Below are 25,584 nucleotides of genomic sequence, written 5' to 3' on the forward strand. Positions count from 1 at the left end.
GCCTATGTCTAGTCTGGGTTCGTATGCGGCGACGGCTGGAGATGGTCGACAGTGGAGAGATCGCAGGACGTTCCGATCCCTGGCCTGACGGTTCAGAGCAGGGTCCCCACAATCGTGATGCAGGCTGCGTTGGAGGGGACCATCGAAGTCACCTCCACCAACTGCCTCGTCGTTCGGATGCCGTACACGTCGCCACCCGGTGTGGAGCGCTACAGGAATGTGGACGTGGCCTGGCCGCTCGGGTGGAGTGCGGGAGTTCGTGAAGGTACGCCGGTTCTGATCGATGCCGATGGGCAGGTTGTGGCGCGCCTGGGTGACGAGGTGCGGGTCGGGGGAGGCTTCATCGAGGCCGCGAGGATCGGCGTGGTTCCGTGCACAGGGCAGGAGGGGCGCATCTTCGAGGCCTACGAGCTCACTCGTATCTGAGGTGAGTCGAGCAGGGTGTCGCAGAGGGCCACCAGTTGTCGGCGGAGCGGTCGGGCGCGGTCGGCGAACGCGCGCTGGGCGGCCGTGTACTCAGCCTTGCCGTCGGGGGTCTCGATGCGGACGGGGGAGTAGCCGAGCGCGGCCAGGTCGTACGGTGAGGCGCGCATGTCCAGGGTGCGGATGTCGTGGGCGAGCTCGAAGCAGTCGAGCAGCAGCGAGCTGGGTGTGAACGGCATGAGTTTGCAGGCCCACTTGTAGAGGTCCATGTTCGCGTGCAGGCAGCCGCCTTGTTCGAGCGCCGGCTGGGACTCGCGGGTGGGTTGGAGCGTGTTGAGCGGGCGCGCGGGCGTGGTGAAGAAGCGGAACGCGTCGAAGTGCGAGCAGCCGATCCGGTGCGACTCGACGACCTGATCGGTGCCCTCGGCACCTAGTCGCAGCGGCCAGGCGGTGTGCCGTACCTCGGGCGTCCGGTACACCATCGCCCACTCGTGCAGCCCGAAACACCCGAACTGCGGCTGCCGGTCCAGCGTCGAGGACAGCAGCGCGCGGATCCACTGGATGCTGTCCGTACGGCGTTCGACCTCGGCCGGGTCGAGCGAAGCGGTTCCGCCGACGACCACGTACCCACGCCGGCCCTCGTACGACACCCCGCCGAGCAGCCGCACCCCCGGCCCCGGATGCCACACCCGCAGCTGGTTCGGACGGGTGGGGTAATAGGTGAAGAGGAAATCCTCGACGGGATGCGCTTCCCGGCGCTTTCGTCGGTCCAAGTGACCAGCAAGCAGTACGTCGACGCGCGCCGCGTGCTCGGAGGCGTACGACGTCCACTCGGCAAACGGCAGCGTGGTCATAGGTCGAGGGCGAATGCGTACAGATCGACGCCTGGGATGGGGGCCCAGTCACGTTCCGGGAGGCGGGTGAAGCCGAGGCGCTCGTACAAACGGTGGGCGGTGGTCATGTACTGCGCGCTGCTCATCACGACGCGGCGCATGCCCAGCTCGCGGGAGCGGTCGATGCACCGCTCGGTCAGGGCGGTCCCGACGCCGAGACCGCGGGAGCGGCCGGCGACGGCGAGCATGCGGAACTCGCCCTCGTCGTCGGCGCCGATCTCGCGGTAGACCGAGCCGACCGGGCAATAAGTAACAGTCCCGAGCAGCCCGGAGGAATCGGCCGCCACCCAGAGCTCCGCCTTCGCGGCGCGGTCGGCGGCCGCACGCAGCGTCATCGCGTACTCACCGCGGACGAAACCGTCGTGCGAGTAGGCCTCCACGGTCAGCTCGCCGACCGCGTCGTACTCCGCGGGATCGGCCGGCCGGATCTCGAAAGTCACCGGAATACTGTCTCATCGAGGGGGCGTCTCCTGGTCCCCCGCCTACTGCGCGGCACTCGGCACGGCACCTCGCCGCACGAGGGCGAAGGCCACGATGCTCCGCATCGAGACCTTCACCCCCGCACGACGATGCACCGCACCGAGCACCTGCTCGCTACGACGGGGGACCAGGAGACGCCCCCTTGCACCGACGGTAGGCTCGGCCCGTGCGTATCGCCAGATTCTCCGTGGACGACGAGCCGAAGTACGGCGTCGTCGAGACCGATGACCCCGAGGGGCTCGTCGGCACTGTCAACGTTCTCGACTCGGACCCGCTCTACCGGTCGGCCCAGTTCACCGGGGAGAAGCTGCAACTCGCGGACGTCCGGCTGCTGGCGCCGGTGATCCCGCGCAGCAAGGTGGTCTGCGTCGGCCGGAACTACGCGGCCCACGCCGCCGAGCTCGGGAACGACGTACCGAAACAGCCGATGATCTTCCTGAAGCCGAACACCAGCGTGATCGGCCCGCGGGACGGCATCGTCTACCCGGAGCAGACCAACGACCTGCACTTCGAGGGCGAGCTCGCGATCGTGATCGGCCGGATCGTCCGGGACCTGCCCAAGGAGCGGGTGAACGAGGCGATCTTCGGCTACACGATCGCGAACGACGTGACCGCACGCGACCTGCAGAAGTCCGACGGGCAGTGGGCCCGGGCCAAGGGGTACGACACGTTCTGCCCGCTCGGCCCGTGGATCTCCACCGAGCTCGACGTGACCGACCTGCGGGTCAGCACCGAACTGAACGGCGAGCCCCGGCAGGACGGGCGGACCAGCCAGTTCATCTTCGACATCCCGGAGGTGCTGGCCTACATCACCTCCTTCACCACGCTGCTGCCCGGCGACGTGGTCCTCACCGGCACCCCGGCGGGGGTCGGCCCGATGCTGCCCGGCGACGAGGTCTCGGTCAGCATCGAAGGAATCGGAACTCTGACGAACAAGGTGATCGTGCGTGACTGACGACGTGCTGGGCGACCTCGAACCGACCGAGGTGCGGCTGCGCTTCGCCCCTTCCCCGACCGGCCTCCTGCATGTCGGGAACATCCGCACGGCGCTGTTCGCCTGGGCGTTCGCCCGGCACTTCGGCGGCAAGCTGGTGCTCCGGATCGAGGACACCGACACCGCCCGGAACACTCCCGAAGGACTGCAGTACACGCTGGACTCGCTGCGCTGGCTGGGCATCGACTGGGACGAAGGCCCCGAGAAGGGCGGCGACTTCGGGCCGTACCAGCAGAGCGCGCGGATGGACATCTACACCGATGTCGTCGCGAAGCTGCTCGCGGCGGGCAAGGCGTACCACTGTTACTGCTCGCAGGAGGAGCTCGACCAGCGTCGCGAGGCGGCGCGGACGGCGGGCCAGCACAGCGGGTACGACGGCCACTGCCGCACCCTGACGCCGGAGCAGGTCCAGGCGTACGTCGACGAGGGCCGCCGGCCGGTGGTCCGGCTGCGGATGCCCGATCGGCCGATCGTGTTCGACGACCTGGTCCGCGGTGAGATCACGTTCCTGCCGGAGAACCTGGGCGACTACGTCCTCGTCCGCGCGAACGGCTACCCGCTCTACCCGCTGGTCAACCCGGTGGACGACGCGCTGATGCAGATCACGCACGTCCTGCGGGGCGAGGACCTGCTGCCGTCGACGCCGCGGCAGATCGCCCTGTACGAGGCGTTGGCCGAGATCGGGGTCGGCACCGGCCGGACCCCGCGGTTCGGTCACCTGCCGTTCGTGATGGGCGAGGGCAACAAGAAGCTGTCCAAGCGCGACCCGAACTCCGGGCTCGGCGAGTACATGGCCCGGGGGTTCCTGCCGGAGGGTCTGCTGAACTACCTCGCGCTGCTCGGCTGGTCGATCGCCGAGGATCGTGACGTGTTCACGATGCCGGAGATGATCGAGGCGTTCGACATCCGCAAGGTGAACTCGAACGCGGCCCGGTTCGATCCGAAGAAGTGCGAGGCGATCAACGCGGCGCACATGCGGATGCTGCCGGCCGACGATTTCGCGCGGCGGATGGTGCCGTTCCTCGCGCAGGCCGGTGTGTTGCCGGCGGAGCCCTCGGATGCGCAGTTGGGTGTGTTGAACGCTGCGGTGCCGCTGGTGCAGGAGCGGATGAACACCCTGTCCGAGTCCGTCGACATGCTTGGGTTCCTGTTCGTGGACGACGCGCACTTCGGGGTCGACCCGGATGCGGCGGCGAAGGTGCTGACCGGGGACGCGGACGCGGTGCTGGACGCGGCCGCCAAGGCGCTCGCGGACGTCGACTGGACGACCGAGGCGATCGAGGCGGCGCTGCGGGCGTCGTTGATCGAGGGGCTCGGGCTGAAGCCGAAGAACGCGTTCGGGCCGGTCCGGGTGGCGATCTCCGGCCGCCGGATCTCGCCGCCGCTGTTCGAGTCGCTGGAGCTGCTCGGCCGGGACAAGTCCCTGCACCGGCTCGAGCAGGCACGTCGTACGACGACGTCATGAGCGGTACGCCGTACCAGCGGCTGCTGAAGAACGACGTCACGCCGCGGGCGTACGTCGTTCTCGGCACGCTGACGATCCTCGTCGGCTGGATGCTCGGCAGCGTGGTGCTCATCGGGATCCAGGGCGGCATCCGGAAGGACCCGCCCGGGACCCTGTCCTGGTTCGGGCTGCTGATGACGAACCTGACGCTGATCATCCTGATCCCGCTGTCGATGCTGGTCGCCAAGCTGCTGAACCGGCAGACGCCCGGGCTGCTGTCGTCGGTCGTCGGCAAGCTCCGCTGGCGGCCGCTGGCCTGGTTCTCGCTGGCGGCGATCGTGCTCGAGCTGGTGGCCTTCGCGGTCGTCCAGTTCGGCAACGTGCCGCTCGCCACCGGTGAGCGGCACGGCGGGCCGGCGGCGCCGGACGTGGTCGCGGTCATCGTGATCACGTTGCTGACGTCACCGATCCAGGCCGCGGGGGAGGAGTACTACTTCCGCGGCTACCTGCTGCAGGCGGTCGGGACGTACCTGCGCGGCGCGATCGTGGCCGTGGTCGTCACCGCTGTGCTGTTCACGCTCGCGCACGGCATCCTGCCGTGGCAGAGCCCGGCGTTGTTCGTGGACCGGCTCGCGTTCGGCCTGGTCGCCGGGTTCCTCGCGATCCGGACCGGCGGGCTGGAGTCCGGGATCGCGTCGCACGCGGCGAACAACGTGGTGACGTTCGTGTTCGCCGGGCTGACCAACAGCCTCGGCGCGAGCCTCCAGGTGCACGACGCGCCCTGGGCGCTGGTCGTGGTGGACGTGCTGAAGTTCGCCGCGTTCGGGGCGGTCGCGGTCTGGATGGCCGGCCGGATGAACCTGCGGACGGAGTCCGAGCTGCCGCTCGCGACGCTGCCGGCGGGTGCTCCGGGACGGGTGTGACGGGCGTGACAACCCGCCGACGGGGGCCCGTTTTGGTGTCCGGTCGCATGCTCGGGTAAGCTCTCCGAGCCGGGTTGGTGAGGGCGGAAACAAACTCTCCAACTTCAGTGAAAATGCCTTTGGGGTATGGGGTAATTGGCAGCCCGACTGATTCTGGTTCAGTTAGTCCAGGTTCGAGTCCTGGTACCCCAGCGGATTGGACCGCGCCGATGAAAATCGGTAAAGTTCAACCTCGTTGCCCGGGTCGCAAGATCCGGACGACAAACCTCTGGCCCCGTTGTGTAGCGGCCTAGCACGCCGCCCTCTCAAGGCGGTAGCGCGGGTTCGAATCCCGTCGGGGCTACCAGAGTGGAAGGCCTCCGTCCTCGCGGACGGGGGCCTTCGTCGTTCTCCGGCCACCTTCTGGACACCTCGAGGTCTAAGCGCTTAGAGTCTAACCGCTTAGACCTTCTCCCTGCGTGATGGAAAGGGGATCGCTGTGCGGCGGAACCTCTTCGCTCTTCCGGCCGCGGCGGTTGCCGCGGCCCTGCTCCTGGCCGGCTGCGGCGGCGGCTCGTCCGGGTCCGGCAGCACCACCACGGCCGACCCCGGCCCCGAGACCGGCACGATCACGTTCACCGGCACCGACAACGCCGAGACCTACCAGCCGGTGATCAAGGCCTTCGAGGCGAAGAACCCGGGGATCAAGGTCACCTACACCCAGATCCCGTTCGACCAGTTCAACGCGACCATGCAGCAGCGGCTGAGCGCGAAGGACACCGGGATCGACGTCTACACGGTCGACGAGCCGCGCGTCTCGCAGCTGGCCGCGAAGGCGTTCCTCACCGATCTCAGCGACCTGGACGCCAAGGTGAAGAGCAGCTTCACCAAGGCGGCGTACGAGACCAACCACTTCCGCGACAAACTCTGGTCGCTGCCGATGTGGAACTCCACGCAGTACCTCTTCTACAACAAGACCGCGCTCGCGAAGGCGAAGGTCACACCGCCGACCGCGGACCCGCAGCAGCGCTGGACGTGGGAGCAGGTCGAGGCGGCCGGCCGGAAGAGCATGCAGGCCGGCGGCACGAAGTACGGCCTGTTCATGGAGCAGCCGGAGGCGTACTACCAACTGCAGCCGCTGGCCGAGTCGCTCGGCGGCGGCTCCGGTATCGAGGGCGACGACGCGCTGACCCCGGCGATCGAGACCGACGGCTGGAAGAAGGCGATGCAGTGGTACGGCGCGACCTTCGCCAGCGGGCTGTCGCCGCGCGGGATCGGCGGGTTCCAGACCGGACCGGTGTTCTCGAACGGTGACGTGGCGTTCTTCGTCGGCGGCCCGTGGGACCTGAAGATCTTCGGCAGCTCGAAGATCGACTGGGGCGTCGCGCCGCTGCCGTACTTCCAGGGCGGCAAGCCGGTCACCCCGACCGGCTCCTGGTCGCTCGGCATCAACCCGGCGTCGAAGCAGCAGGGGATGGCCCGCAAGTTCGTCGAGTTCGCGACGCTCGACCCGGCCGGCAACCTGGCCACCACGAGTACGACGACGATCATCCCGGCGAACCTCGACGCGCAGCAGCAGTACACCCCGAAGATGGACGCGTTCTCGGGCGCGAAGACGGCTGGTGCCGCGGCGATCACGGCGTACGACAGTGAGCACACCGCGGTGTCGCGGCCGGTCAGCGTCGGGTACATCCAGTTCGAGGAAGTGCTGGGCAAGGCGTTCGCGGACATCCGCAACGGGACGAACCCGGACCAGCGGCTCCAGCAGGCCACTCAACAGCTCAACGAGGCCTGGAAGTCCATCAAGTGAAACAGCGGCAGGGCCTGATCGCCCTGGCCTTCCTGACGCCGGCGTTGGTGTGTCTCGCCGTACTGCGGATCGTTCCGGCGATCTCCGCGGTCGTCGAGAGCTTCTACAGCGAGAGCCTGCTGCGGGGCGGCCGGGTGTTCACCGGGCTGAGCAACTACACGGATCTGCTGGGCAGCAAGGACTTCCGGCAGTCGGTCGGTGTCACGTTGCTCTTCACCGTGCTGGTGAACCCGATCCAGGTCGTGGTCTCGTTCCTGCTCGCGGTGCTCTTCACCCAGAAGGCGGCCGGCTCGAAGCTCTGGCGGACGTTGGTGATCCTCCCGATCGCCACCCCGCCGGCGGTGTCGGCCGTCATCTGGAGCGTCATCTACCGCCCCGACGGTCTCGGGAACGGCGTACTGGAACGGCTCGGTCTGCCCGCACAGCCGTTCCTCACCTCGCCGAGCCAGGTATTGCCGTCGCTGATCGTGTTGCTCTCCTGGATCGGCGTCGGGTACTGGATGCTGTTCCTGATCGCCGGCATCCAGGAGGTCCCGGTCGAGGTCCGCGAGGCCGCGCTGCTGGACGGCGCGGGCCCGTGGCGGCGGATGATCTCGGTGATCCTCCCGTTGGTACGGCGGCCGCTCGCGTTCGTGCTGGTCGCGGACACGGTGTCGAACCTGCTCGTGTTCGCGCCGGTGCAGATCCTCACCAAGGGCGGGCCGAACGGCAACAGCAACCTGCTGATGTACGACGTCTACAACCGCGCGTACGCGCTGGGCGACATCCACGTGGCGCAGGCCGAAGTGGTCATCCTGGTCGCGCTGACGTTGGCGATCGTGGCGGGTCAGTTCCGGCTGCTGCGAGGTGACCAGTGAAGCGGGTCAGCCTCTCGGTGCTCGGCGGCGTCGTCGGCATCCTGTTCTTCCTGCCGCTGCTCTGGGTGGTGACGAACTCGCTGCGCCCCGGCTCGGAGACGTTCGCGCATCTGAAGCTGTCGTGGCAGACGTTCTTCGAGCTGCAGCCGACGTTGCACAACTACTCGGCTCTGTTGAGCAGCGATGTCGGGCGGGCGACGCTCAACTCGATCTTCGTCAGTGCTCTCACGGTGATCATCGGGCTGGTGGTCTGTGCGACCGCGGCGTTCGGGCTGGCCGCGTTCGAGTTCCGCGGCCGCGGGCTGGTGTTCGGGATCGTCGTCCTGAGCTTCCTGGTGCCGTTCGACGCGATCGCGATCCCGTTGTCGACGATGTTCCGGGACTGGCACCTGACCAACACCTTCACCGGGTTGATCCTGCCGGGGATCGGGAACGGGATGGCGATCTTCCTGCTCCGGCAGTTCTTCCTCGGCGTCCCGGCCGAACTGGTCGAGGCCGGCCGGCTGGACGGGCTGGGGTGGTTCGGCGTCTTCCGCTGGATCTACCTGCCGCTGTCCAAGCCCGCGTTGATCGGCGCCGGGCTGATGCTGTTCCTGTTCCAGTGGCAGGCGTACGTGTGGCCGCTGCTGATCGGCACCGACGCGAAACACATCCTCGGCCCGGTCGCCCTGTCCAATCTGCAGGGCCAGAACTTCGCCGACTACGGTCTCGTCTTCGCGGGCGCCGTGGTCCTCACCGTCATCCCGTTGGTGGTCATTGCCGGCTTCCAGCGGTACTTCGTCCAGTCCGTGTCGAGTACCGGGCTCAAGTAAGGAGATACGTGCGATCCCTCATTCTCGATACCGACATCGGCTCCGACGTGGACGACGCGATGGCGCTCGCCCAACTGCTCGGCAGCCCGGAGATCGACCTCGCCGAGGTGCACACCGTGTACGGCGACACCCGCCTGCGGGCCCAGTTGGCGCGGCGGTACGGCGTACTCGCCGGCCGTGAGCTGACCGTCGTACCGGGGCTCGTCGAGCCGTTGTCCGGGAAGGACGTCTGGTGGGCCGGACACGAAGGCACGCTCCACGACGGGCTGGCCGCCGAGACGATCAGCACGGACAGCGCGCCGGAGCGGCTGGTCGAGCTGCTGCGGGCGCGTCCGGGTGAGCTCGACGTGGCGGCGATCGGGCCGTTGACCAACATCGCGGCCGCGCTGCGGCTGGAACCGCAGGCCGCGTGGTGGATCCGGCACCTGTGGGTGATGGGCGGGTCGTTCGGTGACGACGTGTGCGAGCACAACTTCAAGTCCGACGACGTCGCGGCGCGGGAGGTGCTGAGCGCCGGGATCCCGACGACGATCACCGGGCTGGAGATCACCCGGCAGGTGACGATCGAGAAGGCCCGGTTGGAGCGGATCCGGGCCGCCGGTGCGTTGGGGGCGGCGCTCGGGGCTGATATCGAGCAGTGGTGGGCTTATTGGAACGAGACGTGGAACGTGCCGCATGATCCGGTTGCGGTGCTCGCATTGAGTTGCCCAGAGCTGTTCAGTTTTTCGGAGCTCGGGCGGGTGAGTCTTGCTGAGGGTGGACACAGTACGTTCGCGGCTGGGGCCGAGGGGACGGTGCGGATCGTGACCGCGGTGGAGGCCGAGGCGGTGGCGGAGGAGATCACGCGGCGGATCGTGGCCGGCGGGACGGCTTACGCTGTGCGGCGTGGGGAGATCGATGGCGACCGCGCGTGACGTCGCGGAGCGCGCCGGTACGTCGACCGCGGTGGTCAGCTACGTGTTCAACAACGGGCCGCGGCCGGTGTCCGCGGAGACCCGGCGGCGCGTACTGGAAGCGGCCGCGGAGCTCGAGTACCGGCCGAACATCCTGGCCCGGGCGCTGAGCGCGGGCCGGACGTACTCGCTCGGGCTGCTGATCCCGCAGATCCGCAACCCGTACTTCGCCACCCTCGCCGAGCACCTGGAGAACTTCGCCCGGCAGCACGACCACCTGTTGCTGATCGGCGACTCGGCCGGCGACCCGGCGCAGGAGTCCGCGCACATCGGGTCGTTCATCGAGCGCAAGGTCGACGGCGTCGTCCTGGTCTCGCTGCTGGTGGAGCCGGCGATCCAGCGGTTCGCGGCGGCCGGCGTACCGGTGGTGGCCCTGCATCCGGTGCCCGAAGGCGTCACGGTCTCGACCTTGTCGATCGACTACGTCGCGGGCGCCGAGGCGTCGGCGGATCACTTGCTGTCGCACGGGTACCGCACCCTCGGCGTCGTCACCGGCCCGGATGAATCGCCCGGTACGGCGGAACACCGGCGCGGCATCGAACGCGCGCTCACCAAGCATCCGAAGGCGTCGGCGCGGTACGTCGCCGCGCCCGTTTCCCGGTTCGCCGCGCGGGACGCCGTACGGCCGTGGTTCCGGCAGAAGCGGCCGCCGCGGGCGATCTACTGCTCGACGGACGAGCAGGCGTTCGGCGTACTGTTCGCGGCCTGGGAGGCCGGGCTGCACGTGCCGGACGACGTGGCCGTGATGGGGTTCGACGGCACCAGCGAGTGCACGGTGACGGTTCCGCCGTTGGCCAGTGTGCGGCAGCCGATCGAGGAGACCGCGCGGCAGGCCGTCGACCTGCTCCTGGACCGGAGCAAGCCGACGGCGGCGCGGCACGTGCTCGACTACGAGTTGGTCCCCAGCACCTCCTGCGGGTGTTAGGCGGGTGACGGGGTCTCGGTCGTCGTAGGGCCGGTGGCCGCACGGCGTACCGACCAGGCGACCCCGATCAGTACGGCGCCCCAGATGAGTGCTGTGACGCCCAGGAGTACGGCGATGCTGACCGCGCCGGCGCCCGGGTTGGCGGCGAACAGGATGCCGATCAGCAACGAGAGCAGGCCGTTCAGGACCAGGAGCCAGCGCGGCATCGGCAGGTGGCTGCTGAACGCGCCGGCGAGCTCGAAGATGCCCCGGACGATCAGCCAGATGCCGAGGATCCAGGTCAGCGTGGCGACGGTCATCCCGGGGTGCACGATCGCGAAGAACCCGGCGAGCAGCGCGATCACGCCGAGCACGATCAGCCAGAGCCGGCCACCCTTCGACTCGGGCTGGAACGCCTGGGCGATCGAGCCGATGCCGTCGGCCAGCGCCCAGATGCCCCAGAGCAGCGCGAGCGCGATCGCCGTCGAGATCGGCCAGGCGATCGCCAAGATTCCGAACACAATGCCCAACGCACCACGGACGAGCAACATCTTCCAGCCGAGAGTCAGCCAGTCCCGCTCCATGTCGGACCTCCTTGAGGGCTCATTGCTCTCATGGTGATCTCAGTAACGCGCCGTGACAACCACCGGCGTAGGCTGAACGAATGGCTGTCCAGTTCAACCACACGATCGTGAGCAGCACTGACAAGGAGGCGTCCGCGCGCTTCCTGGCCGGAATCCTCGGGACCGGCGAGCCGAGCAGCTACGGGCCGTTCGCGGTGGTGCAGCTCGCGAACGGGACCTCCCTGGACTTCGCCGACGGCCGCGGGCGGCTGCACACGCAGCACTACGCGTTCCTGGTCTCCGAGGAGGAGTTCGACCAGATCCACGCGCGGATCGTCGAGCAGGGGCTGACCTACTGGGCGGACCCGTTCCATCAGCACGAGGGCGAGATCAACACCAACGACGGTGGCCGCGGGCTCTACTGGGACGACCCCGACGGCCACAACCTCGAGATCCTCACGGTCCCGTACGGCGGCTGGCCCTCGAGCTGATTCGGCGCTCTACCGTTGGGGTATGGCCCTGGCGGTGTGCTGGTTGTTCGATCGGCGGTCCGATCGCCTGCTCCGGAACCTCTGGGCGCGGCTGGAGGACCTCGGCGTGCCCACGCTCCTGTCCCACACGCACGGTCGTCACGTCCCGCACATCTCACTCGCCGTACTGCGGGAGTGGGACCTCGACGAGGTGACGAAAGCGGTCCAGCCGCTGCTCACGGGGCAACGGCTGGAGTTGTACTTCGACGCACTCGGGACGTTCCGTCGGGGACGGGCCTGGCTCGCGCCCGCCGCGGATTCCGAAGTACTGCGTCTGCAAGAGGACGTGGTGTCAGCCGTCACGCTGACGGCGGCTGTGTACGACGTACTTCCGTTGGAAGCCACGGCCGACCGCGCTGCTCTGGTCGACAGCGCAACGGGACAGCTCTGGCCGCTCTAGTTACTCGGACGCCCTGCGGAGGGCCTCGGAAAGTCGTTCCGCGGCGGCCATGACGGCGGGGGCATGCATGCGGCCGGGCTGGCGGGACAGGCGTTCGATCGGGCCGGAGACCGACACCGCGGCGATCACCTTGCCGCTGGGGGAGCGGACCGGGGCCGAGACCGACGCGACGCCCTGCTCGCGTTCGCCGACCGAGTGTGCCCAGCCGCGGCGCCGTACACCGGCCAGCGCGGCCGCGTTGAAGGAGGCGTTGTGGAGGCCGCGGTGCATCCGCTCCGGGTCCTCCCAGGCCAGCAGTATTTGCGCAGCCGACCCGGCCGCCATGGTCAGCTGCGAACCCACCGGCACGGTGTCCCGCAGACCGGAAGGGCGCTCCGCGGCGGCGACGCAGACGCGGTACTCGCCCTGGCGGCGGAAGAGCTGGGCGGACTCACCGGTGATGTCGCGCAGTCGCGCCAGCACCGGGCCGGCGGTCGCGAGCAGCCGGTCCTCACCGGCGGCGGAGGCCAACTCGCTCAGTCGCGGGCCGAGCACGAAGCGTCCCTGCATGTCGCGCCCGACCAGCCGGTGGTGCTCGAGAGCGACCGCGAGACGATGTGCCGTCGGGCGCGCCAGCCCCGTCGCCGCCACCAGTCCGGCCAGGGTCGCCGGCCCGGACTCGAGTGCGGACAGAACGAGAGCTGCTTTGTCGAGAACACCGACTCCGCTAGAGTTGTCCATGGGACGATATTGCCGTCTCGAATCGTGGAACGCAAGTCGCTTCAGGGGCCCAATCGAGAGCACTGTGAGCGAAAGCACCACACTTCCTATCTCAAAGGAGAGTCTGATGGGCAGGACGTTGTCGGAAAAGGTCTGGGATGCGCACGTCGTGCGCCATGCCGACGGAGAACCCGACCTCCTCTACATCGACCTCCACCTGGTCCACGAGGTGACCAGTCCGCAGGCCTTCGACGGTCTCCGGCTGGCCGGCCGTCAGGTCCGGCGGCCGGATCTGACGATCGCCACCGAGGACCACAACGTCCCGACCTTCGACGTCGACAAGCCGATCGCCGACCCGGTGTCGCGGACCCAGGTGGACACGCTGCGGAAGAACGCCGAGGAGTTCGGCATCCGGATCCACACCCTCGGCGACCCGGACCAGGGCGTCGTCCACGTCATCGGCCCGCAGCTCGGCCTGACCCAGCCGGGGATGACGGTGGTCTGCGGTGACAGCCACACCTCCACGCACGGCGCCTTCGGGGCGATTGCCTTCGGCATCGGTACGAGCGAGGTCGAGCACGTGCTGGCCACCCAGACGCTGATGCAGGCCCGCCCGAAGACGATGGCCGTCACCGTCGACGGCGTACTGCCGGACGGTGTCTCGGCCAAGGACCTGGTGCTGTCGCTGATCGCGCAGGTCGGTACCGGCGGCGGCCAGGGCTATATCGTCGAGTACCGCGGCGAGGCGATCCGCGCGCTGTCGATGGAAGCCCGGATGACGATCTGCAACATGTCGATCGAGTGGGGCGCGAAGGCCGGCATGATCGCGCCGGACGAGACCACCTTCGAGTACCTGAAGGACAAGCCGCACGCGCCGCAGGGCGTCGACTGGGAGGCGGCCGTCGAGTACTGGAAGAGCCTGGCCACCGACGAGGACGCGACCTTCGACCGTGAGGTCGTGCTGAAGGCCGAGGAGATCACGCCGTTCGTCACCTGGGGCACCAACCCGGGCCAGGGCGTCGCGCTCGCCGACGTGGTCCCGTCGCCGGACGACTTCGACAACGAGAACGACAAGGTCGCCGCCGAGCGCGCGCTGGAGTACATGGGCCTGACCGCCGGTACGCCGCTGCGCGAGATCCACGTGGACACGGTGTTCCTCGGGTCCTGCACCAACGGCCGGATCGAGGACCTGCGGGCCGCGGCCGGCGTACTCGCCGGGCGGAAGGTTGCCGAGGGCACCCGGATGCTGGTGGTCCCGGGCTCCGGCCGGGTCCGGTTGCAGGCCGAGGCCGAGGGCCTGGACGCGATCTTCAAGGACGCCGGCGCCGAATGGCGTGGTGCCGGGTGCTCGATGTGCCTGGGCATGAACCCGGACCAGCTGGCCCCGGGCGAACGCAGCGCCTCCACCTCGAACCGGAACTTCGAAGGCCGCCAGGGCAAGGGCGGTCGTACCCACCTGGTGTCGCCGCTGGTCGCCGCCGCGACCGCTGTCACCGGGACCCTGGCCGCACCGGCCGACCTGCCGCCCGTCGCCGTACCTGCGAACGCCTGAGGAGCAAGGGAATCATGGAAGCCTTCACCCAGCACATCGGTACGGCGGCCCCGCTGCGCCGGAGCAACGTCGACACCGACCAGATCATCCCGGCCGTGTACCTGAAGCGGGTCACCCGGACCGGCTTCGAGGACGGGCTGTTCGCGGCCTGGCGCAACGATCCGGCGTTCGTCCTCAACCAGCCCGAGTACGAAGGGGTCTCGGTGCTGGTCGCGGGACCGGACTTCGGGACCGGATCGTCGCGGGAGCACGCGGTCTGGGCGCTGCTCGACTACGGGTTCCGGGTCGTCGTCTCGTCCCGCTTCGGCGACATCTTCCGCGGCAACTCCGGCAAGGCGGGGCTGCTCGCGGCGCTGGTGACGCAGGACGTCGTCGAGCAGCTGTGGACCGCGGTCGAGTCCGACCCGGGCACCAAGGTCACGGTCGACCTGGAGAACAAGACGATCTCGGCCGGTGACGTCTCGGCACCCTTCGAGATCGACGACTACACGCGCTACCGGCTGCTGAACGGCCTGGACGACGTCGGCATCACGCTGTCGCACGCGGACGAGATCGCTGCGTACGAAGCAACCCGGCCGTCCTTCAAGCCGGCAACCCTTCCCGCGAAGGCCTGAGAGGTCCTCAGAGTTGGCGCCCCCGTAACGTTTGACGGGGCGGGGGCGATAACTCTGGTGTTACCCTTGCGTGGTTGTCAGAACAAGGCTTGCGAGACCGAGGAGGTGAGGACGCATGAACAACAGCGATCCCTCCAGACATACCGGTCTCGCTCGGCCTTCGGGGGACTGACTTTCCTCCTGTAGTTGTGGGGTCGGGCAGACGTGCGCTCATCACTTGCCTGATTCACCCGCATCTGGAGGACTCATGTCCGACCTGCGCCTGCGCACCTTCCGTGCCTTCAGCCGTACTCCGTCACTGCGCGCCGCCGCCCGCAAGCACGCCGCGGCCGTTGCCACCGCCGGGATCGAGCCGGAGACCAAGCAGCCGCGCGATCCGCAGAAGCCCAAGGGGCACAGCGTCGTCGACAGCGCGATCTACTGCGGCGGCAACCGGGTCGCGTCCCCGCATTCGCTCGCGGACACCTACTCGGCGCTGCACGATGCCCCGCAGAGCCTGGCGTGGATCGGCCTGTACCGGCCGGACCGCCGCGAGCTCGCGTCGCTGGCGCAGGAGTTCGACCTGCACGAGCTGGCGATCGAGGACGCGAACGAGGCGCACCAGCGGCCGAAGCTGGAGCGGTACGGCGACACGTTGTTCGTCGTACTGAAGGCCGCCCGGTACCGGGACGCGACCGAGGAGGTCGAGTTCGGCGAGGTGCACGTGTTCGTCGGCAGGGACTTCGTGGTGACGGTCCGGCACGCCGAAGCGCCGAACCTGGCCGCCGTACGGCGCCGGGTCGAACGCGATCCGGAGCTCCTCAGCCGCGGTGCCGAGGCCGTGCTGTACGCGATCATGGACAAGGTCGTCGACGGGTACGCGCCGGTGGTCGCCGGCCTGGAGAACGACATCGACGAGATCGAGACCGAGGTGTTCCGCGGCGACCCGAAGGTGTCCCGCCGGATCTACGAGCTGTCCCGTGAGGTGATCGAGTTCCAGCGCGCCACCCGGCCGCTGATCGGCATCCTCGAGCAACTCCGCGGCGGCTTCCAGAAGTACGGCGTGGACGAGGAACTGCAACGTTCACTGCGGGATGTGGCCGACCACGTCACCGAGGTGGTGGAGAAGGTCGACGGCTTCCGCGAGCTGCTCCGCGACATCCTGACCGTGAACGCGACGCTGGTCGCGCAGCAGCAGAACGAGGAGATGAAGAGCCTCGCGATCGCCAGCAGCGAGCAGAACGAAGAGGTGAAGCGGATCTCCGCGTGGGCGGCGATCCTGTTCGCGCCGACGCTGATCGGCACCGTCTACGGGATGAACTTCGACAAGATGCCGGAGCTGCACTGGGAGTACGGATACCCGTTCGCGATCGGCCTGATGGCCTTGGTGTGTGGAGGTCTGCACCAGATCTTCAAGCGCCGCGGCTGGCTGTGACGTAGCCGGGAATCTGCTGCCAAAACCCCTCCAGGGACCCGGATCGGGCCGAATTGTGGTCCGAATCGCCTAAAACAAGGCCAAATTGCCGCGTTGGTGTTTGTGCATGGCCTGTTCAGTCCATAACGTTCCTGTGAGATCGAGCGCTGTGCTCGACGCCTAGTGTTCACGGAGGGAAGCAGTGAACAAGAGCCAGTTGGTCGAAGCGCTCGCAGTGCACTTCGACGGAAACCGCCGCCAGGCCCAGCACGCACTGGAGTCGGTGATCGACACCGTCCAGCGCGAGCTGACCAAGAAGGGTGGCAAGGTCGCCATCACCGGTTTCGGTGCCTTCGAGGCCATCGAGCGTGGCGCGCGCATCGTGCGCAACCCGCGGACCGGTGAGACCAAGCGCGCCAAGAAGACCACGGTTCCGAAGTTCCGCGCGGGTGCGGAGCTGAAGGCCGTCGTCTCCGGCGCCAAGAAGCTGCCGAAGCTGGTGGCCCCGAAGCCGGCCGCGACCGCCACCAAGGCGGCTGCTCCGGCGAAGAAGGCCGCGCCGGTGAAGGCCGCGGCAACGAAGACCGCCGCTGCGAAGAAGACGGTCGCCAAGAAGGCCCCGGCCAAGACGGTTGCCAAGAAGGCGCCGGCGAAGACCGTTGCCAAGAAGGCCCCGGTGAAGAAGGCCCCGGCCAAGAAGGTCGTCGCGAAGAAGGCGCCGGCCAAGAAGGCCCCCGCCAAGAAGACCGCGGCGAAGCGTACCGCTCGCTGATCTTCACGCACTGCGGCACAACGCACCACAGCGAAGGCCGGTCACCCCACTCCAGGGGATGACCGGCCTTCGCCGTTGTTCGGGGCAACTGTCTAGAGGCGGGTGGCGAACTCCACCCTGGTGATCGCCAGGGTCGCGCCGGAGCCGGTGGTCTCGATCCGGACCCGTTGGCCGACCCGCAGCTGCCGCACCGGGGTGTCCGCGACCGCGTGCACCGTGAACGGGAGTTCGATCCCGGTGTCGGTCAGCACGGCCCCGGCGAACGTCTCACCGTCGTACTTGCTCACAGTCGCCTGCATGTCAGCAGGCTAGACCCTCGGTCCCGGTCGCGGCACCGAGCACCAGCGACATCACGTCCGCCGTCGCCGGACCGACCCCGAGCTGCACGGCGTGCGCGAGATCCGCCGCGGTGTCGACATCACGACGTACCGACTCGATGCCGGCCACCTCGATCGGGATCGCCCCGGACGCCTGGTGGGCCAGGGCGGAGCCGACGCCGAACCGCGGATCCAGCGGTAGGCCGGGAGCGGCCGCGAGCAACGTCGTACCGGTGCCGGGCTGGTCGACGACGAAGGAACGTGCGGCGGTACAGGCCGCGAGTACGGCGGTGAGCTCAGCCGGGCGGAGTGCGGGAAGGTCCGCGGACAGGGCCGCGATGCCGTTGCCTGGGAGCTCCGCAGCCGCCACAGTGGCTCCGTGCAACAGCGCTTCGTTCAACCCGGCGGCGGGCAGGTCCGGCACCACCCGGGCACCGGCCGCGGTCACGTCGGCGCCGACCAGCGGGTCGTCGGTGACCACCAGGACCGTGTGCACCAGGGGCGACCTGAGCGCGGCCGCAGTAGTGTCGACAGCGAAGGCACGGGCCAGCTCGGGACGGTGCTGAGGGTAGGCCGGAGCGAGCCGGCTCTTCGCGATCGCCGTACGCTTCACCGGGATCACCAGGGTCCAGGGAGCGACCTGTAGGTCTGCCATCAGGCAGGATTCTCCCATGACCGACGGCGCGTTCGACCACCAGGAGGCAGCAGTGGACAGCAAGGGTGCCGATCCACGGCCGCCGCGTGGATTCTGGTTCGGCATCATCGTGGCGATCGTCAAACCGTTCATGATCGTGTTCACCAAGTGCCGGTTCACCGGCCGGGAGAACATGCCGCGGCACGGTGGCGTGGTGTACGTGCCGAACCACATCTCGCATTTCGACCCGGTGCTGCTCGGCTATTTCATCTGGGAGTGCCGGCGGATCCCGCGGTTCCTCGGCAAGGCCTCGGTGTTCAAGATCCCGGTGCTCGGCAGCATTATCAGCGGGGCCGGGCAGATTCCGGTGTACCGCGATTCCGCGCAGGCCGCGGACGCTTTCCGGGACGCCGTCGCCGCGGTCGAACGCGGTGAGTGCGTGGGCGTTTACCCAGAGGGCACGATCACCCGCGACCCGGCGATGTGGCCGATGACCGGCAAGACCGGCGCGGCCCGGATCGCGTTGATGACCGGCTGCCCGGTGATCCCGGTCGCGAACTGGGGCGCGCAGGAGATCCTGAAGTCGTACACCGGCAAGATCCGGTTCCGGCTGCTGCCGCGGAAGACGCTGCAGGTGCGGGCCGGGGCCCCGGTCGACCTGAGCGCGTTCGAGGGCAAGCCGATCACCAACGAGCTGTTGCGCGAGGCAACCGAGGCGATCATGGCCCGGGTCGCAGGGACGCTCGGCGAACTGCGCGGGGAAGAACCGCCCAAGGAGCTCTACGACCTGCGCAAAGCCCGACGTGAGGAGAAGGAATGACGAAAGTCGCGGTGTTCGGTGCCGGGTCCTGGGGTACGGCGTTCGCCACGGTGCTGGCGAACGCGGGGAACCAGGTGTCGGTGTGGGCCCGGCGGGAATCGCTCTGCGCGGCGATCAACAGCGCGCACGAGAACGCCGAGTACCTGCCCGGGATCCGGCTGTCCGAGGCGATCACCGCGACCCACGACCCCGCCGCCGCGGCCGACGGAGCGGAGGCCGTCGTACTCGCGGTGCCGTCGCAGTCGTTGCGGGACAACCTCACCGACTGGGCCGGCGTACTGCCGAACGCCGTACCGCTGGTCAGCCTGATGAAGGGCGTCGAACTCGGTACGACGAAGCGGATGAGCGAGGTGATCGCCGAGCTCACCGGCGCCGGGCCGGAACGGATCGCGGTCGTCTCCGGGCCGAACCTCGCGCGGGAGATCGCCGAGGGGCAACCGGCCGCGTCCGTGGTGGCGTGCGCGGACGAGGGGACCGCGGCGCGGTTGCAGAAGCTGTGCCACTCGCCGACGTTCCGCCCGTACACGAACAACGACGTGATCGGCTGCGAGCTCGGCGGCGCCTGCAAGAACGTGATCGCGCTGGCGGTCGGGATGGCGGTCGGCCTCGGCTTCGGCGACAACGCCCGCGCCTCGGTGATCACCCGCGGCCTGGCGGAGATCGCCCGGCTCGGTACGGCGCTGGGCGCCGAGGAGCACACGTTCTCCGGGCTGGCCGGCCTCGGTGACCTGGTGGCGACCTGCTCGTCGCCGCTGTCCCGGAACCGGACGTTCGGCGAGAAGCTCGGTCAGGGGATGTCGGTCGCGCAGATCCTGGAAGGCACCCGGCAGGTCGCGGAAGGGGTGAAGTCCTGCGCCTCGATCAGCGAGCTCGCGCATCACCACGACGTCGAGATGCCGATCGCCGAACACGTCACCAAGGTCGTCGCCGGCGAGCTGACGCCGAAGGACATGCTGTTCAGCCTGGTCTCGCGCTCGGCCAAGTCGGAGCGGTGGGGATGATCCCGGATGCCTTCGCTCGCCTCACTGTTGAGCGCGAAGGTGCCGCCGGTGAGGCCTGGCTGGCGGAGTTGCCGGGGATCGTCGAGGAGTTGTTGGGGCAGTGGGGCGTCGCGCGGGACGGCGACGTACTGCACGGGCAGGTCGGTGTGGTGGTGCCGGTCGAGGGGGACGCCGTACTGAAGGTGTCGTTTCCGCATCCGGGGAATGTGCATGAGCCGGATGCGTTCGAGGCCTGGGGTGGGCGGGGCGCGGTCAAGCTTTATGAGCGGGACGATGCGCGCTACGCGATGCTGCTCGAGCGGGTGCAGCCGGTGACGTTGGGCGCGCACGGCGACGGGGCTGCGGCGATCGCGGGGGACGTGCTGCGACAGTTGACGATTGCTGCTCCGGACGGGCTGCCGCGGATGGCGGACCAGGCCGAGTCGTGGCGCGAGGAGCTGGTGAAGGACGCGGCGGAGTTGGATCATCCGCTGCCTGCCTCGGTTGTCGATGGAGCGGTTGCCGTGGTGGACGAGCTGTGTCGCGTGCAGCCGGAGACGCTGGTGCACGGGGACTTCCACGCGCGGAACATCCTGCGCGCGGAGCGGGAGCCCTGGCTGGTGGTCGATCCGAAGGGGTACGTCGGCGATCCGGGCTTCGATGCGGGGATCTTCCTGCGGACCCGTGCGTACTACCTGTTCATCGACGACGGCCTGACCGGTGTGGAGCTGCTCCGTCGGTTGCGGGCGGAGCTGGACGAGTTTGCCGGGGCGTCCGGTGTCGACGCCGAACGGATCCGCCGGTGGACCCAGCTGATCGCCGTCCAGGCGTCGTTCTGGGGCCGCCGCCACGGCTACGGCCGCGCCCGCGGCGGCCGCGAACTGGACCGCCTGGTCGAGCTGATCGACGAAGTCGCGATCGCTTTGAGCTAGGGGCGGACCGCCAGGCCATCACAATCGCGCGCCGCCGCCCGCGCTGAGCGCGGCGGGCACCCGGGGCCGAGCATTGTGATGGCCTGCAGGTCCGCGCCCACGCGAGAACTTCCGTGGGGACGGAGGGTTGCGTCGCCGAGGGGTGGGTGTCCGGGGTTGGTGTGGCGCGTCTGCGTGGGTGCTTGGGTGTGGCGGTGGGTGGCGTCGCGGAGGGGGAGTCGGGGGTTGGTGTGGCGTGTCTACGTGGGTGCTTGGGTGTGGCGGAGGGCGGCGGCGCGGCTACGCGAGGACCTGGGTGAGGACTAGGGTGGCGGCGCCGAGGAGGGCGGCGTCGTGGGTGGTTTGGGAGGGGACGACGCGGAGGTGGGTTGTGGCCAGGGGCAACGATCGGGCGTAGATGGTTTCGCGGAGGCCGGCCAGGAGGCTGTCGCCGGCTTGGGCGAGGGAGCCGCCGACGACGATCACCGACGGGTTGAGCAGGCTGACGGCGGCGGCGAGTACGGTGCCGATCTCGCGGCCTGCCTGGCGTACGGCGGTGGTTGCCTCGGTGTTGCCGGCGCGGACCAGGTCGACGATGTCCTGGCTGGTCCCGACGCCCAGCTTGCTCGCCAGCGCCGCCGCGGACGCGATCGCCTCCAGGCATCCGGTGTTCCCGCAGCGGCACACCTCGGTATGCCCGGGCGCCTGGATGTGCCCGATGTCGCCGGCCGCACCTCGCGCCCCGCGATGCAGCCGGCCGCCGCTGATCACGCCCGCACCGATGCCGGTGGCAACCTTCACGAACAGTAGGTGCTCGACGTCCGGGTACGCCGTCGCGTGTTCGCCGAGCGCCATGATGTTCACGTCGTTGTCGACCAGCACTGGCCCCGGCAGCGTCTCGCGCAACCGGCCGACCACGTCGTACGAGTCCCAGCCCGGCATGATCGGCGGATGGTTCGGCCGGCCGGTGCTGTGTTCGACCGGCCCGGGTAGCCCGACCCCGGTCCCGGCCAGCTCCGCCACCGAGCGCCCCGCCGTACGCAGCAATGCCTGTCCCGCCGCGGCGACCGCGTCGAGCACGACCTCGGGTCCTTCGGCGATCGCGAGCGGCGTCGTCGACCGGTCGAGGATCGCGCCGGTCAGATCGGTGAGCGCCACCGACAGATGCGTCGCGCCGACGTCCGCGGCGAGCACCAGCCGCGCCGTCGGGTTGAACCGGAACCGCGCCGGTGGCCGCCCGCCGGTCGACGCCGCCTCGCCGGACGGTACGACGAGCCCGCTCGCCAGCAGCGCCTCGATCCGCCCGGTCACGGTCGACCGCGCCAGGCCGCTGAGCTCGATCAGTTCGGCCCGCGTCCGTGGCTGTCCGTCCCGGAGCACCCGCAGCAGCGGGTCCGCCGTACCGAGATCGCTCATTCACCGGACTTTCGTCGTACAGGGCGTGGACTTTTGCTTGACAGGGTTCAAAAGGGTCCCATAGCGTCCTCGAACGTGTCCACCAGTGCGCGCAAGCTCAGGGTCGGGATCGTCGGCGGCGGGTTCATGGGTCAGGTCCACGGGAGGTCGGCGCTGGTCTCCGGCGCGACCGTCGTGGGCGCGGTCGGATCGTCGCCCGCGAAGGCTGCGGCGGCCGCTGAGGCGACCGGGGCCGAGCGCGGCTTCGCGACTCTCGACGAACTGCTGGCGGCGGACGTCGACGTCGTTCACGTCTGTACGCCGAACAACACGCACCGCGAGGTGACGCTCAAGGCGCTCGAGGCGGGCAAGCACGTCGTCTGCGAGAAGCCGCTCGCCACCTCCGTGCAGGACGCCGGCGGACTGCAGGCCGCGGCGGCGGACGCGGGCCTCGTCGGCGCCGTGCCGTTCGTGTACCGGTACCACCCGATGGTCCGGGAGCTGCGCACGCGGATCGCCGCGGGCGAGGCGGGTGTGATCACCAGCCTGCACGGCTCGTACCTGCAGGACTGGCTGGCCGGCGCCGACGACCAGAACTGGCGTGTGGACGACACCACCGGCGGACCGTCGCGGACGTTCGCGGACATCGGCTCGCACTGGTGCGACCTGACCGAGTTCGTCACCGGCGACCGGATCGCCGCGATCAGCGCCCAGCTCCGGACGGTACGGGCGCAGCGCGGCGGCGTCGACGTACGCACCGAGGACCTCGCGACCGCGCAGTTCCGGACCGAGGCCGGTGTGGTCGGCACGATCGTGGTCAGCCAGGTCGCCGCCGGCCGGAAGAACCGCCTGTACCTGGAGGTGTCGGGCACCGAGTCGAGCTTCGGGTTCGACCAGGAGGACCCGGACCGGCTGTGGGTCGGCCACCGCGCCGGGTCGCAGCTGCTCACGCGCGACCCCGAGACGCTCGGCCCGGACGCGGCGCGGGTGAACCGGCTGCCGGCCGGGCACGCGCAGGGGTACCAGGACGCGTTCGACTCGTTCGTCGCCGACAGCTATGCCGCCGTCCTGGGGGAGACCCCGGACGGCCTGCCCGATTTCGCCGCCGGAGCGCGGTCCGCCCGCGTGGTGGACGCCGTACTGCGGTCCGCGGCCAACGACTCCAGCTGGATCACCGTCGACAACTCGTAGGAGCACAGATGCCTCGTCCGATCACCCTCTTCACCGGTCAGTGGGCCGACCTGCCGTTCGAGGAGGTCTGCCAGTTCGCGTCCGAGGCCGGGTACGACGGCGTCGAGATCGCCTGCTCCGGTGACCACTTCGACGTCCAGCAGGCCGTCGACGACGACTCGTACGTCCAGGGCCGCAAGGACATCCTGGAGAAGTACAACCTGCAGGTTTTCGCGATCTCCAACCACCTGGTGGGGCAGGCGGTCTGCGACAACCCGATCGACTTCCGGCACCAGGCGATCGTGCCGTCCCGGATCTGGGGCGACGGTGACGCCGAGGGCGTCCGGCAGCGGGCGGCCGAGGACCTGAAGAACACCGCCCGGGCGGCCAAGAAGCTCGGTGTGAAGACCGTCATCGGCTTCACCGGCTCGTCGATCTGGCAGTACGTCGCGATGTTCCCGCCGGTGCCGGCCGAGGCCATCGAGGCCGGGTACAAGGACTTCGCGGACCGCTGGAACCCGATCCTCGACGTCTTCGACGAGGAGGGTGTCCGGTTCGCGCACGAGGTGCACCCGTCGGAGATCGCGTACGACTACTGGACGACAACGTTCGCGCTGGAGGCGATCGGCCACCGGGAGGCGTTCGGGCTGAACTGGGACCCGTCGCACATGGTCTGGCAGGACATCGACCCGGTCGCGTTCCTGTGGGACTTCAAGGACCGGATCTACCACGTGGACTGCAAGGACACCAAGATGCGGGTCGGCGGCGGCCGCAACGGCCGGCTCGGCTCGCACCTGCCGTGGGCGGATCCGCGCCGCGGCTGGGACTTCTACTCCACCGGTCACGGCGACGTGAACTGGGAGGACTGCTTCCGGGTGCTGAACTCGATCGGCTACGACGGCCCGATCTCGGTCGAGTGGGAGGACGCCGGCATGGACCGCAAGCGCGGTGCGGCGGAGGCGGTCGACGTGATCCGCAACCTCGCCTTCGACAAGCCGCAGGCGGCCTTCGACGCAGCCTTCGCGACGGACAAGTAGCCGGACCGCCGGCACTCACCAACGTTGCGAAAACGCCGAGCGCAAGCGTGCGTGGGACCGCCGGCGACCGGTGGCCAGTGATTGGTGAGTGGTGGGGGTCCGGGACTCAGCGGTTGTCGCGACCCGCGACGAATCCCAGCGTGACCTGGGTGGCTGCGAGGACGGCGAACACGGTCAGCGTCGTCCTCCAGCCGCCGGTCACCTGGGTCAGGTAGCCGGCGACGACCGGACCGGCCGCGGCGAGCGTGTAGCCGACCGCCTGCGCCATCCCGGACAGCTGGGTGGTCTCGTGGTGCCCGCGCCCGCGCAGGCTGATCAGCGACAGTGCGGCGACCAGCCCGGCGCCTTGGCCGAGACCGCCGACGACGGCCCACACGATCGCCAGGTGCGGCGCGAACAGCAGACCGAGCAGGGCGAGGAAGATCGGCGTACTCGCCGTCATCAGGCCGGCCCGCTGGTTGGTCGGATGCTTCAGCAGGAACGGGATCGTGAGCCCGCCGATCAGCCCGAACACCTGGAACACGAACAGGTGTAAGCCGGTGGCGCGCTCGGAGACGCCGCCCGTCGAGATCTCGATCGTCGGCAGCCAGTTCACGAACAGGTAGAAGCTCGTCGACTGCAGCCCCATGAACCCGGTCACCAGCCATGCCATCGGCTGCCGCCATACGCTGACCGGCGGCGTCTCGTCGTCGGCGGTCGCCGCCGGCATCGGCTCCGGCGAGAGCGTCCGCGGCAGCCAGACGACCGCGACCATCAGGGCGAGCCCGCCCCAGACCGCCAGCGACAGCCGCCAGTCGACGGCATCGGCGATCGGTACGGCGAGGATCGACGCGATCGCGGCGCCGCCGGTGATGAACGCCGTGTAGATCCCGGTCGCCCGGGACACGTGCGCGGAGTAGTCGCGCTTGATGATCACCGGCACCAGGACGTTGCCGACGGCGATCGCGGCACCGACCACGGCGGTCCCGATCCACAGGCCGGTCTGGCCCGCGTACGGGCGGATCGCGCTGCTGGCGGCCAGCACCAGCAGCGAGACGAACACAGCCCGCTCCGTCCCGAACCGCCGCGACGCCAGGTGCACCAGGGGAGAGGCGACCGCGAACGCGAGCAGTGGCAGCGTGCCGAGCAGACCCTGCGCGGCCTCACCGAGGTGCAGCGCGTCGCCGATCCGCGGCAGCACCGGCCCGACCGCGGTCAGCGCCGGCCGCAGGCTCAGCGCGACCACGAAGGCGGTCGCCGTGATCAACGACGACCGCTCGCGGGCCATGGGTTCGGTCAGCACTGCCACGAAACACCTCTCCTCAGCTTCCGTGTAGATGTCCTAC

At 69.2% G+C, this 25,584-nt stretch carries 28 protein-coding genes and 2 tRNA genes; 22 read left to right on the plus strand and 8 right to left on the minus strand.

The window, feature by feature from the left end; translation table 11 throughout:
* Positions 1–114: 114 nt before the first annotated feature.
* Positions 115–426 (plus strand): hypothetical protein, encoded by a 312-nt coding sequence (locus tag ACQHIV_RS01940; protein ID WP_427891054.1) that lies wholly within the window; start codon positions 115–117, stop codon positions 424–426.
* Here ACQHIV_RS01940 and ACQHIV_RS01945 read toward each other — a convergent pair.
* Both ACQHIV_RS01945 and ACQHIV_RS01950 read right to left on the minus strand, forming a co-directional pair.
* Entirely contained in the window at positions 405–1,277 is an 873-nt protein-coding gene (locus ACQHIV_RS01945) for a 3-methyladenine DNA glycosylase (protein WP_427891056.1), read from the minus strand. The two genes, ACQHIV_RS01940 and ACQHIV_RS01945, sit on opposite strands and share 22 nt — an antisense overlap.
* Positions 1,274–1,756, minus strand: coding sequence for a GNAT family N-acetyltransferase (locus ACQHIV_RS01950; RefSeq protein ID WP_427891058.1), 483 nt, complete (start codon positions 1,754–1,756; stop codon positions 1,274–1,276). Before ACQHIV_RS01950 ends, ACQHIV_RS01945 begins: the two co-directional genes overlap by 4 nt.
* Before the next feature lie 206 nt (positions 1,757–1,962).
* On the opposite strand from ACQHIV_RS01950, the gene ACQHIV_RS01955 reads away from it, so the two are divergent.
* The 10 genes from ACQHIV_RS01955 (at position 1,963) to ACQHIV_RS02000 (ending at position 10,493) form a co-directional block, all read left to right on the plus strand.
* Entirely contained in the window at positions 1,963–2,751 is a 789-nt protein-coding gene (locus tag ACQHIV_RS01955; RefSeq protein ID WP_427891060.1) for a fumarylacetoacetate hydrolase family protein, read from the plus strand.
* On the plus strand, positions 2,744–4,255 hold the full coding sequence (gene gltX / locus ACQHIV_RS01960) for a glutamate--tRNA ligase (protein WP_427891062.1): 1,512 nt from the start codon (positions 2,744–2,746) through the stop codon (positions 4,253–4,255). The genes ACQHIV_RS01955 and gltX overlap by 8 nt, the downstream gene beginning before the upstream one ends.
* Complete coding sequence (locus tag ACQHIV_RS01965) at positions 4,252–5,157, plus strand: CPBP family intramembrane glutamic endopeptidase (RefSeq protein ID WP_427891064.1); 906 nt, start codon at positions 4,252–4,254, stop codon at positions 5,155–5,157. The genes gltX and ACQHIV_RS01965 overlap by 4 nt, the downstream gene beginning before the upstream one ends.
* 120 nt (positions 5,158–5,277) lie before the next feature.
* Positions 5,278–5,349, plus strand: a tRNA-Gln gene (locus ACQHIV_RS01970).
* 78 nt (positions 5,350–5,427) lie between these two features.
* Positions 5,428–5,503: transfer RNA gene (locus ACQHIV_RS01975), tRNA-Glu, on the plus strand.
* Between the two features lie 132 nt (positions 5,504–5,635).
* Entirely contained in the window at positions 5,636–6,946 is a 1,311-nt protein-coding gene (locus ACQHIV_RS01980; RefSeq protein ID WP_427891066.1) for an ABC transporter substrate-binding protein, read from the plus strand.
* Positions 6,943–7,803 carry a carbohydrate ABC transporter permease gene (locus tag ACQHIV_RS01985; RefSeq protein WP_427891068.1) on the plus strand — a complete coding sequence of 287 codons (861 nt, stop codon included), beginning with the start codon at positions 6,943–6,945 and terminating at the stop codon, positions 7,801–7,803. The genes ACQHIV_RS01980 and ACQHIV_RS01985 overlap by 4 nt, the downstream gene beginning before the upstream one ends.
* Positions 7,800–8,615: a carbohydrate ABC transporter permease gene (locus ACQHIV_RS01990; RefSeq protein WP_427891070.1), complete on the plus strand. Its 816-nt coding sequence runs from the start codon at positions 7,800–7,802 to the stop codon at positions 8,613–8,615. Before ACQHIV_RS01985 ends, ACQHIV_RS01990 begins: the two co-directional genes overlap by 4 nt.
* Positions 8,616–8,623: 8 nt before the next feature.
* The gene (locus tag ACQHIV_RS01995; RefSeq protein WP_427891072.1) at positions 8,624–9,529 is read left to right on the plus strand and encodes a nucleoside hydrolase; all 906 of its coding nucleotides are present in this window, start codon (positions 8,624–8,626) and stop codon (positions 9,527–9,529) included.
* Entirely contained in the window at positions 9,501–10,493 is a 993-nt protein-coding gene (locus ACQHIV_RS02000) for a LacI family DNA-binding transcriptional regulator (protein ID WP_427891074.1), read from the plus strand. Before ACQHIV_RS01995 ends, ACQHIV_RS02000 begins: the two co-directional genes overlap by 29 nt.
* Here ACQHIV_RS02000 and ACQHIV_RS02005 read toward each other — a convergent pair.
* Positions 10,490–11,056, minus strand: coding sequence for an HdeD family acid-resistance protein (locus tag ACQHIV_RS02005; RefSeq protein ID WP_427891076.1), 567 nt, complete (start codon positions 11,054–11,056; stop codon positions 10,490–10,492). The two genes, ACQHIV_RS02000 and ACQHIV_RS02005, sit on opposite strands and share 4 nt — an antisense overlap.
* Before the next feature lie 80 nt (positions 11,057–11,136).
* On the opposite strand from ACQHIV_RS02005, the gene ACQHIV_RS02010 reads away from it, so the two are divergent.
* Positions 11,137–11,526, plus strand: a complete 390-nt coding sequence (locus ACQHIV_RS02010; RefSeq protein ID WP_427891077.1) for a VOC family protein — start codon at positions 11,137–11,139, stop codon at positions 11,524–11,526.
* A gap of 22 nt (positions 11,527–11,548) precedes the next feature.
* Positions 11,549–11,965, plus strand: a complete 417-nt coding sequence (locus ACQHIV_RS02015; RefSeq protein WP_427891079.1) for a 2'-5' RNA ligase family protein — start codon at positions 11,549–11,551, stop codon at positions 11,963–11,965.
* On the opposite strand, the gene ACQHIV_RS02020 is transcribed toward ACQHIV_RS02015, so the two are convergent.
* The gene (locus tag ACQHIV_RS02020; protein WP_130387568.1) at positions 11,966–12,685 is read right to left on the minus strand and encodes an IclR family transcriptional regulator; all 720 of its coding nucleotides are present in this window, start codon (positions 12,683–12,685) and stop codon (positions 11,966–11,968) included.
* A 106-nt stretch (positions 12,686–12,791) separates the two neighbouring features.
* On the opposite strand from ACQHIV_RS02020, the gene leuC reads away from it, so the two are divergent.
* From leuC to ACQHIV_RS02040, 4 genes are all read left to right on the plus strand, one after another.
* The gene (gene leuC, locus ACQHIV_RS02025) at positions 12,792–14,216 is read left to right on the plus strand and encodes a 3-isopropylmalate dehydratase large subunit (protein ID WP_427891082.1); all 1,425 of its coding nucleotides are present in this window, start codon (positions 12,792–12,794) and stop codon (positions 14,214–14,216) included.
* A 14-nt stretch (positions 14,217–14,230) separates the two neighbouring features.
* Positions 14,231–14,830 carry a 3-isopropylmalate dehydratase small subunit gene (gene leuD, locus ACQHIV_RS02030; RefSeq protein ID WP_427891084.1) on the plus strand — a complete coding sequence of 200 codons (600 nt, stop codon included), beginning with the start codon at positions 14,231–14,233 and terminating at the stop codon, positions 14,828–14,830.
* Between the two features lie 247 nt (positions 14,831–15,077).
* Positions 15,078–16,244 carry a magnesium/cobalt transporter CorA gene (gene corA / locus ACQHIV_RS02035; protein ID WP_427891085.1) on the plus strand — a complete coding sequence of 389 codons (1,167 nt, stop codon included), beginning with the start codon at positions 15,078–15,080 and terminating at the stop codon, positions 16,242–16,244.
* A gap of 181 nt (positions 16,245–16,425) precedes the next feature.
* Positions 16,426–16,995, plus strand: coding sequence for an HU family DNA-binding protein (locus ACQHIV_RS02040; protein WP_427891086.1), 570 nt, complete (start codon positions 16,426–16,428; stop codon positions 16,993–16,995).
* Between the two features lie 92 nt (positions 16,996–17,087).
* Here ACQHIV_RS02040 and ACQHIV_RS02045 read toward each other — a convergent pair whose 3' ends face one another.
* Together ACQHIV_RS02045 and cofC are read right to left on the minus strand one after the other, a co-directional pair.
* Positions 17,088–17,294: a hypothetical protein gene (locus ACQHIV_RS02045; protein WP_427891088.1), complete on the minus strand. Its 207-nt coding sequence runs from the start codon at positions 17,292–17,294 to the stop codon at positions 17,088–17,090.
* Between the two features lies 1 nt (position 17,295).
* Positions 17,296–17,967 (minus strand): 2-phospho-L-lactate guanylyltransferase, encoded by a 672-nt coding sequence (gene cofC, locus ACQHIV_RS02050; protein ID WP_427891089.1) that lies wholly within the window; start codon positions 17,965–17,967, stop codon positions 17,296–17,298.
* 16 nt (positions 17,968–17,983) lie between these two features.
* Here cofC and ACQHIV_RS02055 point away from each other — a divergent pair, with 16 nt between their 5' ends.
* Genes ACQHIV_RS02055 through ACQHIV_RS02065 form a run of 3 tightly spaced genes read left to right on the plus strand, consistent with a single transcriptional unit; the run spans position 17,984 to position 20,678 of the window.
* Positions 17,984–18,766 carry a lysophospholipid acyltransferase family protein gene (locus ACQHIV_RS02055; RefSeq protein ID WP_427891090.1) on the plus strand — a complete coding sequence of 261 codons (783 nt, stop codon included), beginning with the start codon at positions 17,984–17,986 and terminating at the stop codon, positions 18,764–18,766.
* A complete protein-coding gene (locus ACQHIV_RS02060; protein WP_427891092.1) occupies positions 18,763–19,767 on the plus strand; it encodes an NAD(P)H-dependent glycerol-3-phosphate dehydrogenase in 1,005 nt (334 codons plus the stop codon). The genes ACQHIV_RS02055 and ACQHIV_RS02060 overlap by 4 nt, the downstream gene beginning before the upstream one ends.
* Positions 19,764–20,678: an aminoglycoside phosphotransferase family protein gene (locus ACQHIV_RS02065; RefSeq protein ID WP_427891094.1), complete on the plus strand. Its 915-nt coding sequence runs from the start codon at positions 19,764–19,766 to the stop codon at positions 20,676–20,678. Before ACQHIV_RS02060 ends, ACQHIV_RS02065 begins: the two co-directional genes overlap by 4 nt.
* 279 nt (positions 20,679–20,957) lie before the next feature.
* Here the strand turns inward: ACQHIV_RS02065 and ACQHIV_RS02070 are convergent, their stop codons facing one another.
* Positions 20,958–22,073 carry an ROK family protein gene (locus ACQHIV_RS02070; protein WP_427891096.1) on the minus strand — a complete coding sequence of 372 codons (1,116 nt, stop codon included), beginning with the start codon at positions 22,071–22,073 and terminating at the stop codon, positions 20,958–20,960.
* A 75-nt stretch (positions 22,074–22,148) separates the two neighbouring features.
* Between ACQHIV_RS02070 and ACQHIV_RS02075 the strand changes: the two genes are divergently transcribed.
* Together ACQHIV_RS02075 and ACQHIV_RS02080 are read left to right on the plus strand one after the other, a co-directional pair.
* Positions 22,149–23,243 carry a Gfo/Idh/MocA family protein gene (locus ACQHIV_RS02075; RefSeq protein ID WP_427891098.1) on the plus strand — a complete coding sequence of 365 codons (1,095 nt, stop codon included), beginning with the start codon at positions 22,149–22,151 and terminating at the stop codon, positions 23,241–23,243.
* A gap of 8 nt (positions 23,244–23,251) precedes the next feature.
* A complete protein-coding gene (locus tag ACQHIV_RS02080; protein ID WP_427891100.1) occupies positions 23,252–24,259 on the plus strand; it encodes a sugar phosphate isomerase/epimerase family protein in 1,008 nt (335 codons plus the stop codon).
* A gap of 106 nt (positions 24,260–24,365) precedes the next feature.
* On the opposite strand, the gene ACQHIV_RS02085 is transcribed toward ACQHIV_RS02080, so the two are convergent.
* The gene (locus ACQHIV_RS02085; RefSeq protein WP_427891102.1) at positions 24,366–25,547 is read right to left on the minus strand and encodes a CynX/NimT family MFS transporter; all 1,182 of its coding nucleotides are present in this window, start codon (positions 25,545–25,547) and stop codon (positions 24,366–24,368) included.
* Between the last annotated feature and the right edge of the window lie 37 nt (positions 25,548–25,584).

Source organism: Kribbella polygonati (assembly GCF_050320105.1).
Taxonomy (GTDB): domain Bacteria; phylum Actinomycetota; class Actinomycetes; order Propionibacteriales; family Kribbellaceae; genus Kribbella.

Coding starts and splice junctions, on each gene's coding strand:
- ACQHIV_RS01945 (WP_427891056.1), bottom strand. CDS start 1,277: ATGACCACGCTGCCGTTTGCCGAGTGGACGTCGTACGCCTCCGAGCAC.
- ACQHIV_RS01965 (WP_427891064.1), top strand. CDS start 4,252: ATGAGCGGTACGCCGTACCAGCGGCTGCTGAAGAACGACGTCACGCCG.
- ACQHIV_RS02005 (WP_427891076.1), bottom strand. CDS start 11,056: ATGGAGCGGGACTGGCTGACTCTCGGCTGGAAGATGTTGCTCGTCCGT.
- ACQHIV_RS02010 (WP_427891077.1), top strand. CDS start 11,137: ATGGCTGTCCAGTTCAACCACACGATCGTGAGCAGCACTGACAAGGAG.
- ACQHIV_RS02015 (WP_427891079.1), top strand. CDS start 11,549: ATGGCCCTGGCGGTGTGCTGGTTGTTCGATCGGCGGTCCGATCGCCTG.
- ACQHIV_RS02020 (WP_130387568.1), bottom strand. CDS start 12,685: ATGGACAACTCTAGCGGAGTCGGTGTTCTCGACAAAGCAGCTCTCGTT.
- leuC (WP_427891082.1), top strand. CDS start 12,792: ATGGGCAGGACGTTGTCGGAAAAGGTCTGGGATGCGCACGTCGTGCGC.
- leuD (WP_427891084.1), top strand. CDS start 14,231: ATGGAAGCCTTCACCCAGCACATCGGTACGGCGGCCCCGCTGCGCCGG.
- corA (WP_427891085.1), top strand. CDS start 15,078: ATGTCCGACCTGCGCCTGCGCACCTTCCGTGCCTTCAGCCGTACTCCG.
- ACQHIV_RS02045 (WP_427891088.1), bottom strand. CDS start 17,294: ATGCAGGCGACTGTGAGCAAGTACGACGGTGAGACGTTCGCCGGGGCC.
- cofC (WP_427891089.1), bottom strand. CDS start 17,967: ATGGCAGACCTACAGGTCGCTCCCTGGACCCTGGTGATCCCGGTGAAG.
- ACQHIV_RS02055 (WP_427891090.1), top strand. CDS start 17,984: ATGACCGACGGCGCGTTCGACCACCAGGAGGCAGCAGTGGACAGCAAG.
- ACQHIV_RS02060 (WP_427891092.1), top strand. CDS start 18,763: ATGACGAAAGTCGCGGTGTTCGGTGCCGGGTCCTGGGGTACGGCGTTC.
- ACQHIV_RS02065 (WP_427891094.1), top strand. CDS start 19,764: ATGATCCCGGATGCCTTCGCTCGCCTCACTGTTGAGCGCGAAGGTGCC.
- ACQHIV_RS02070 (WP_427891096.1), bottom strand. CDS start 22,073: ATGAGCGATCTCGGTACGGCGGACCCGCTGCTGCGGGTGCTCCGGGAC.
- ACQHIV_RS02080 (WP_427891100.1), top strand. CDS start 23,252: ATGCCTCGTCCGATCACCCTCTTCACCGGTCAGTGGGCCGACCTGCCG.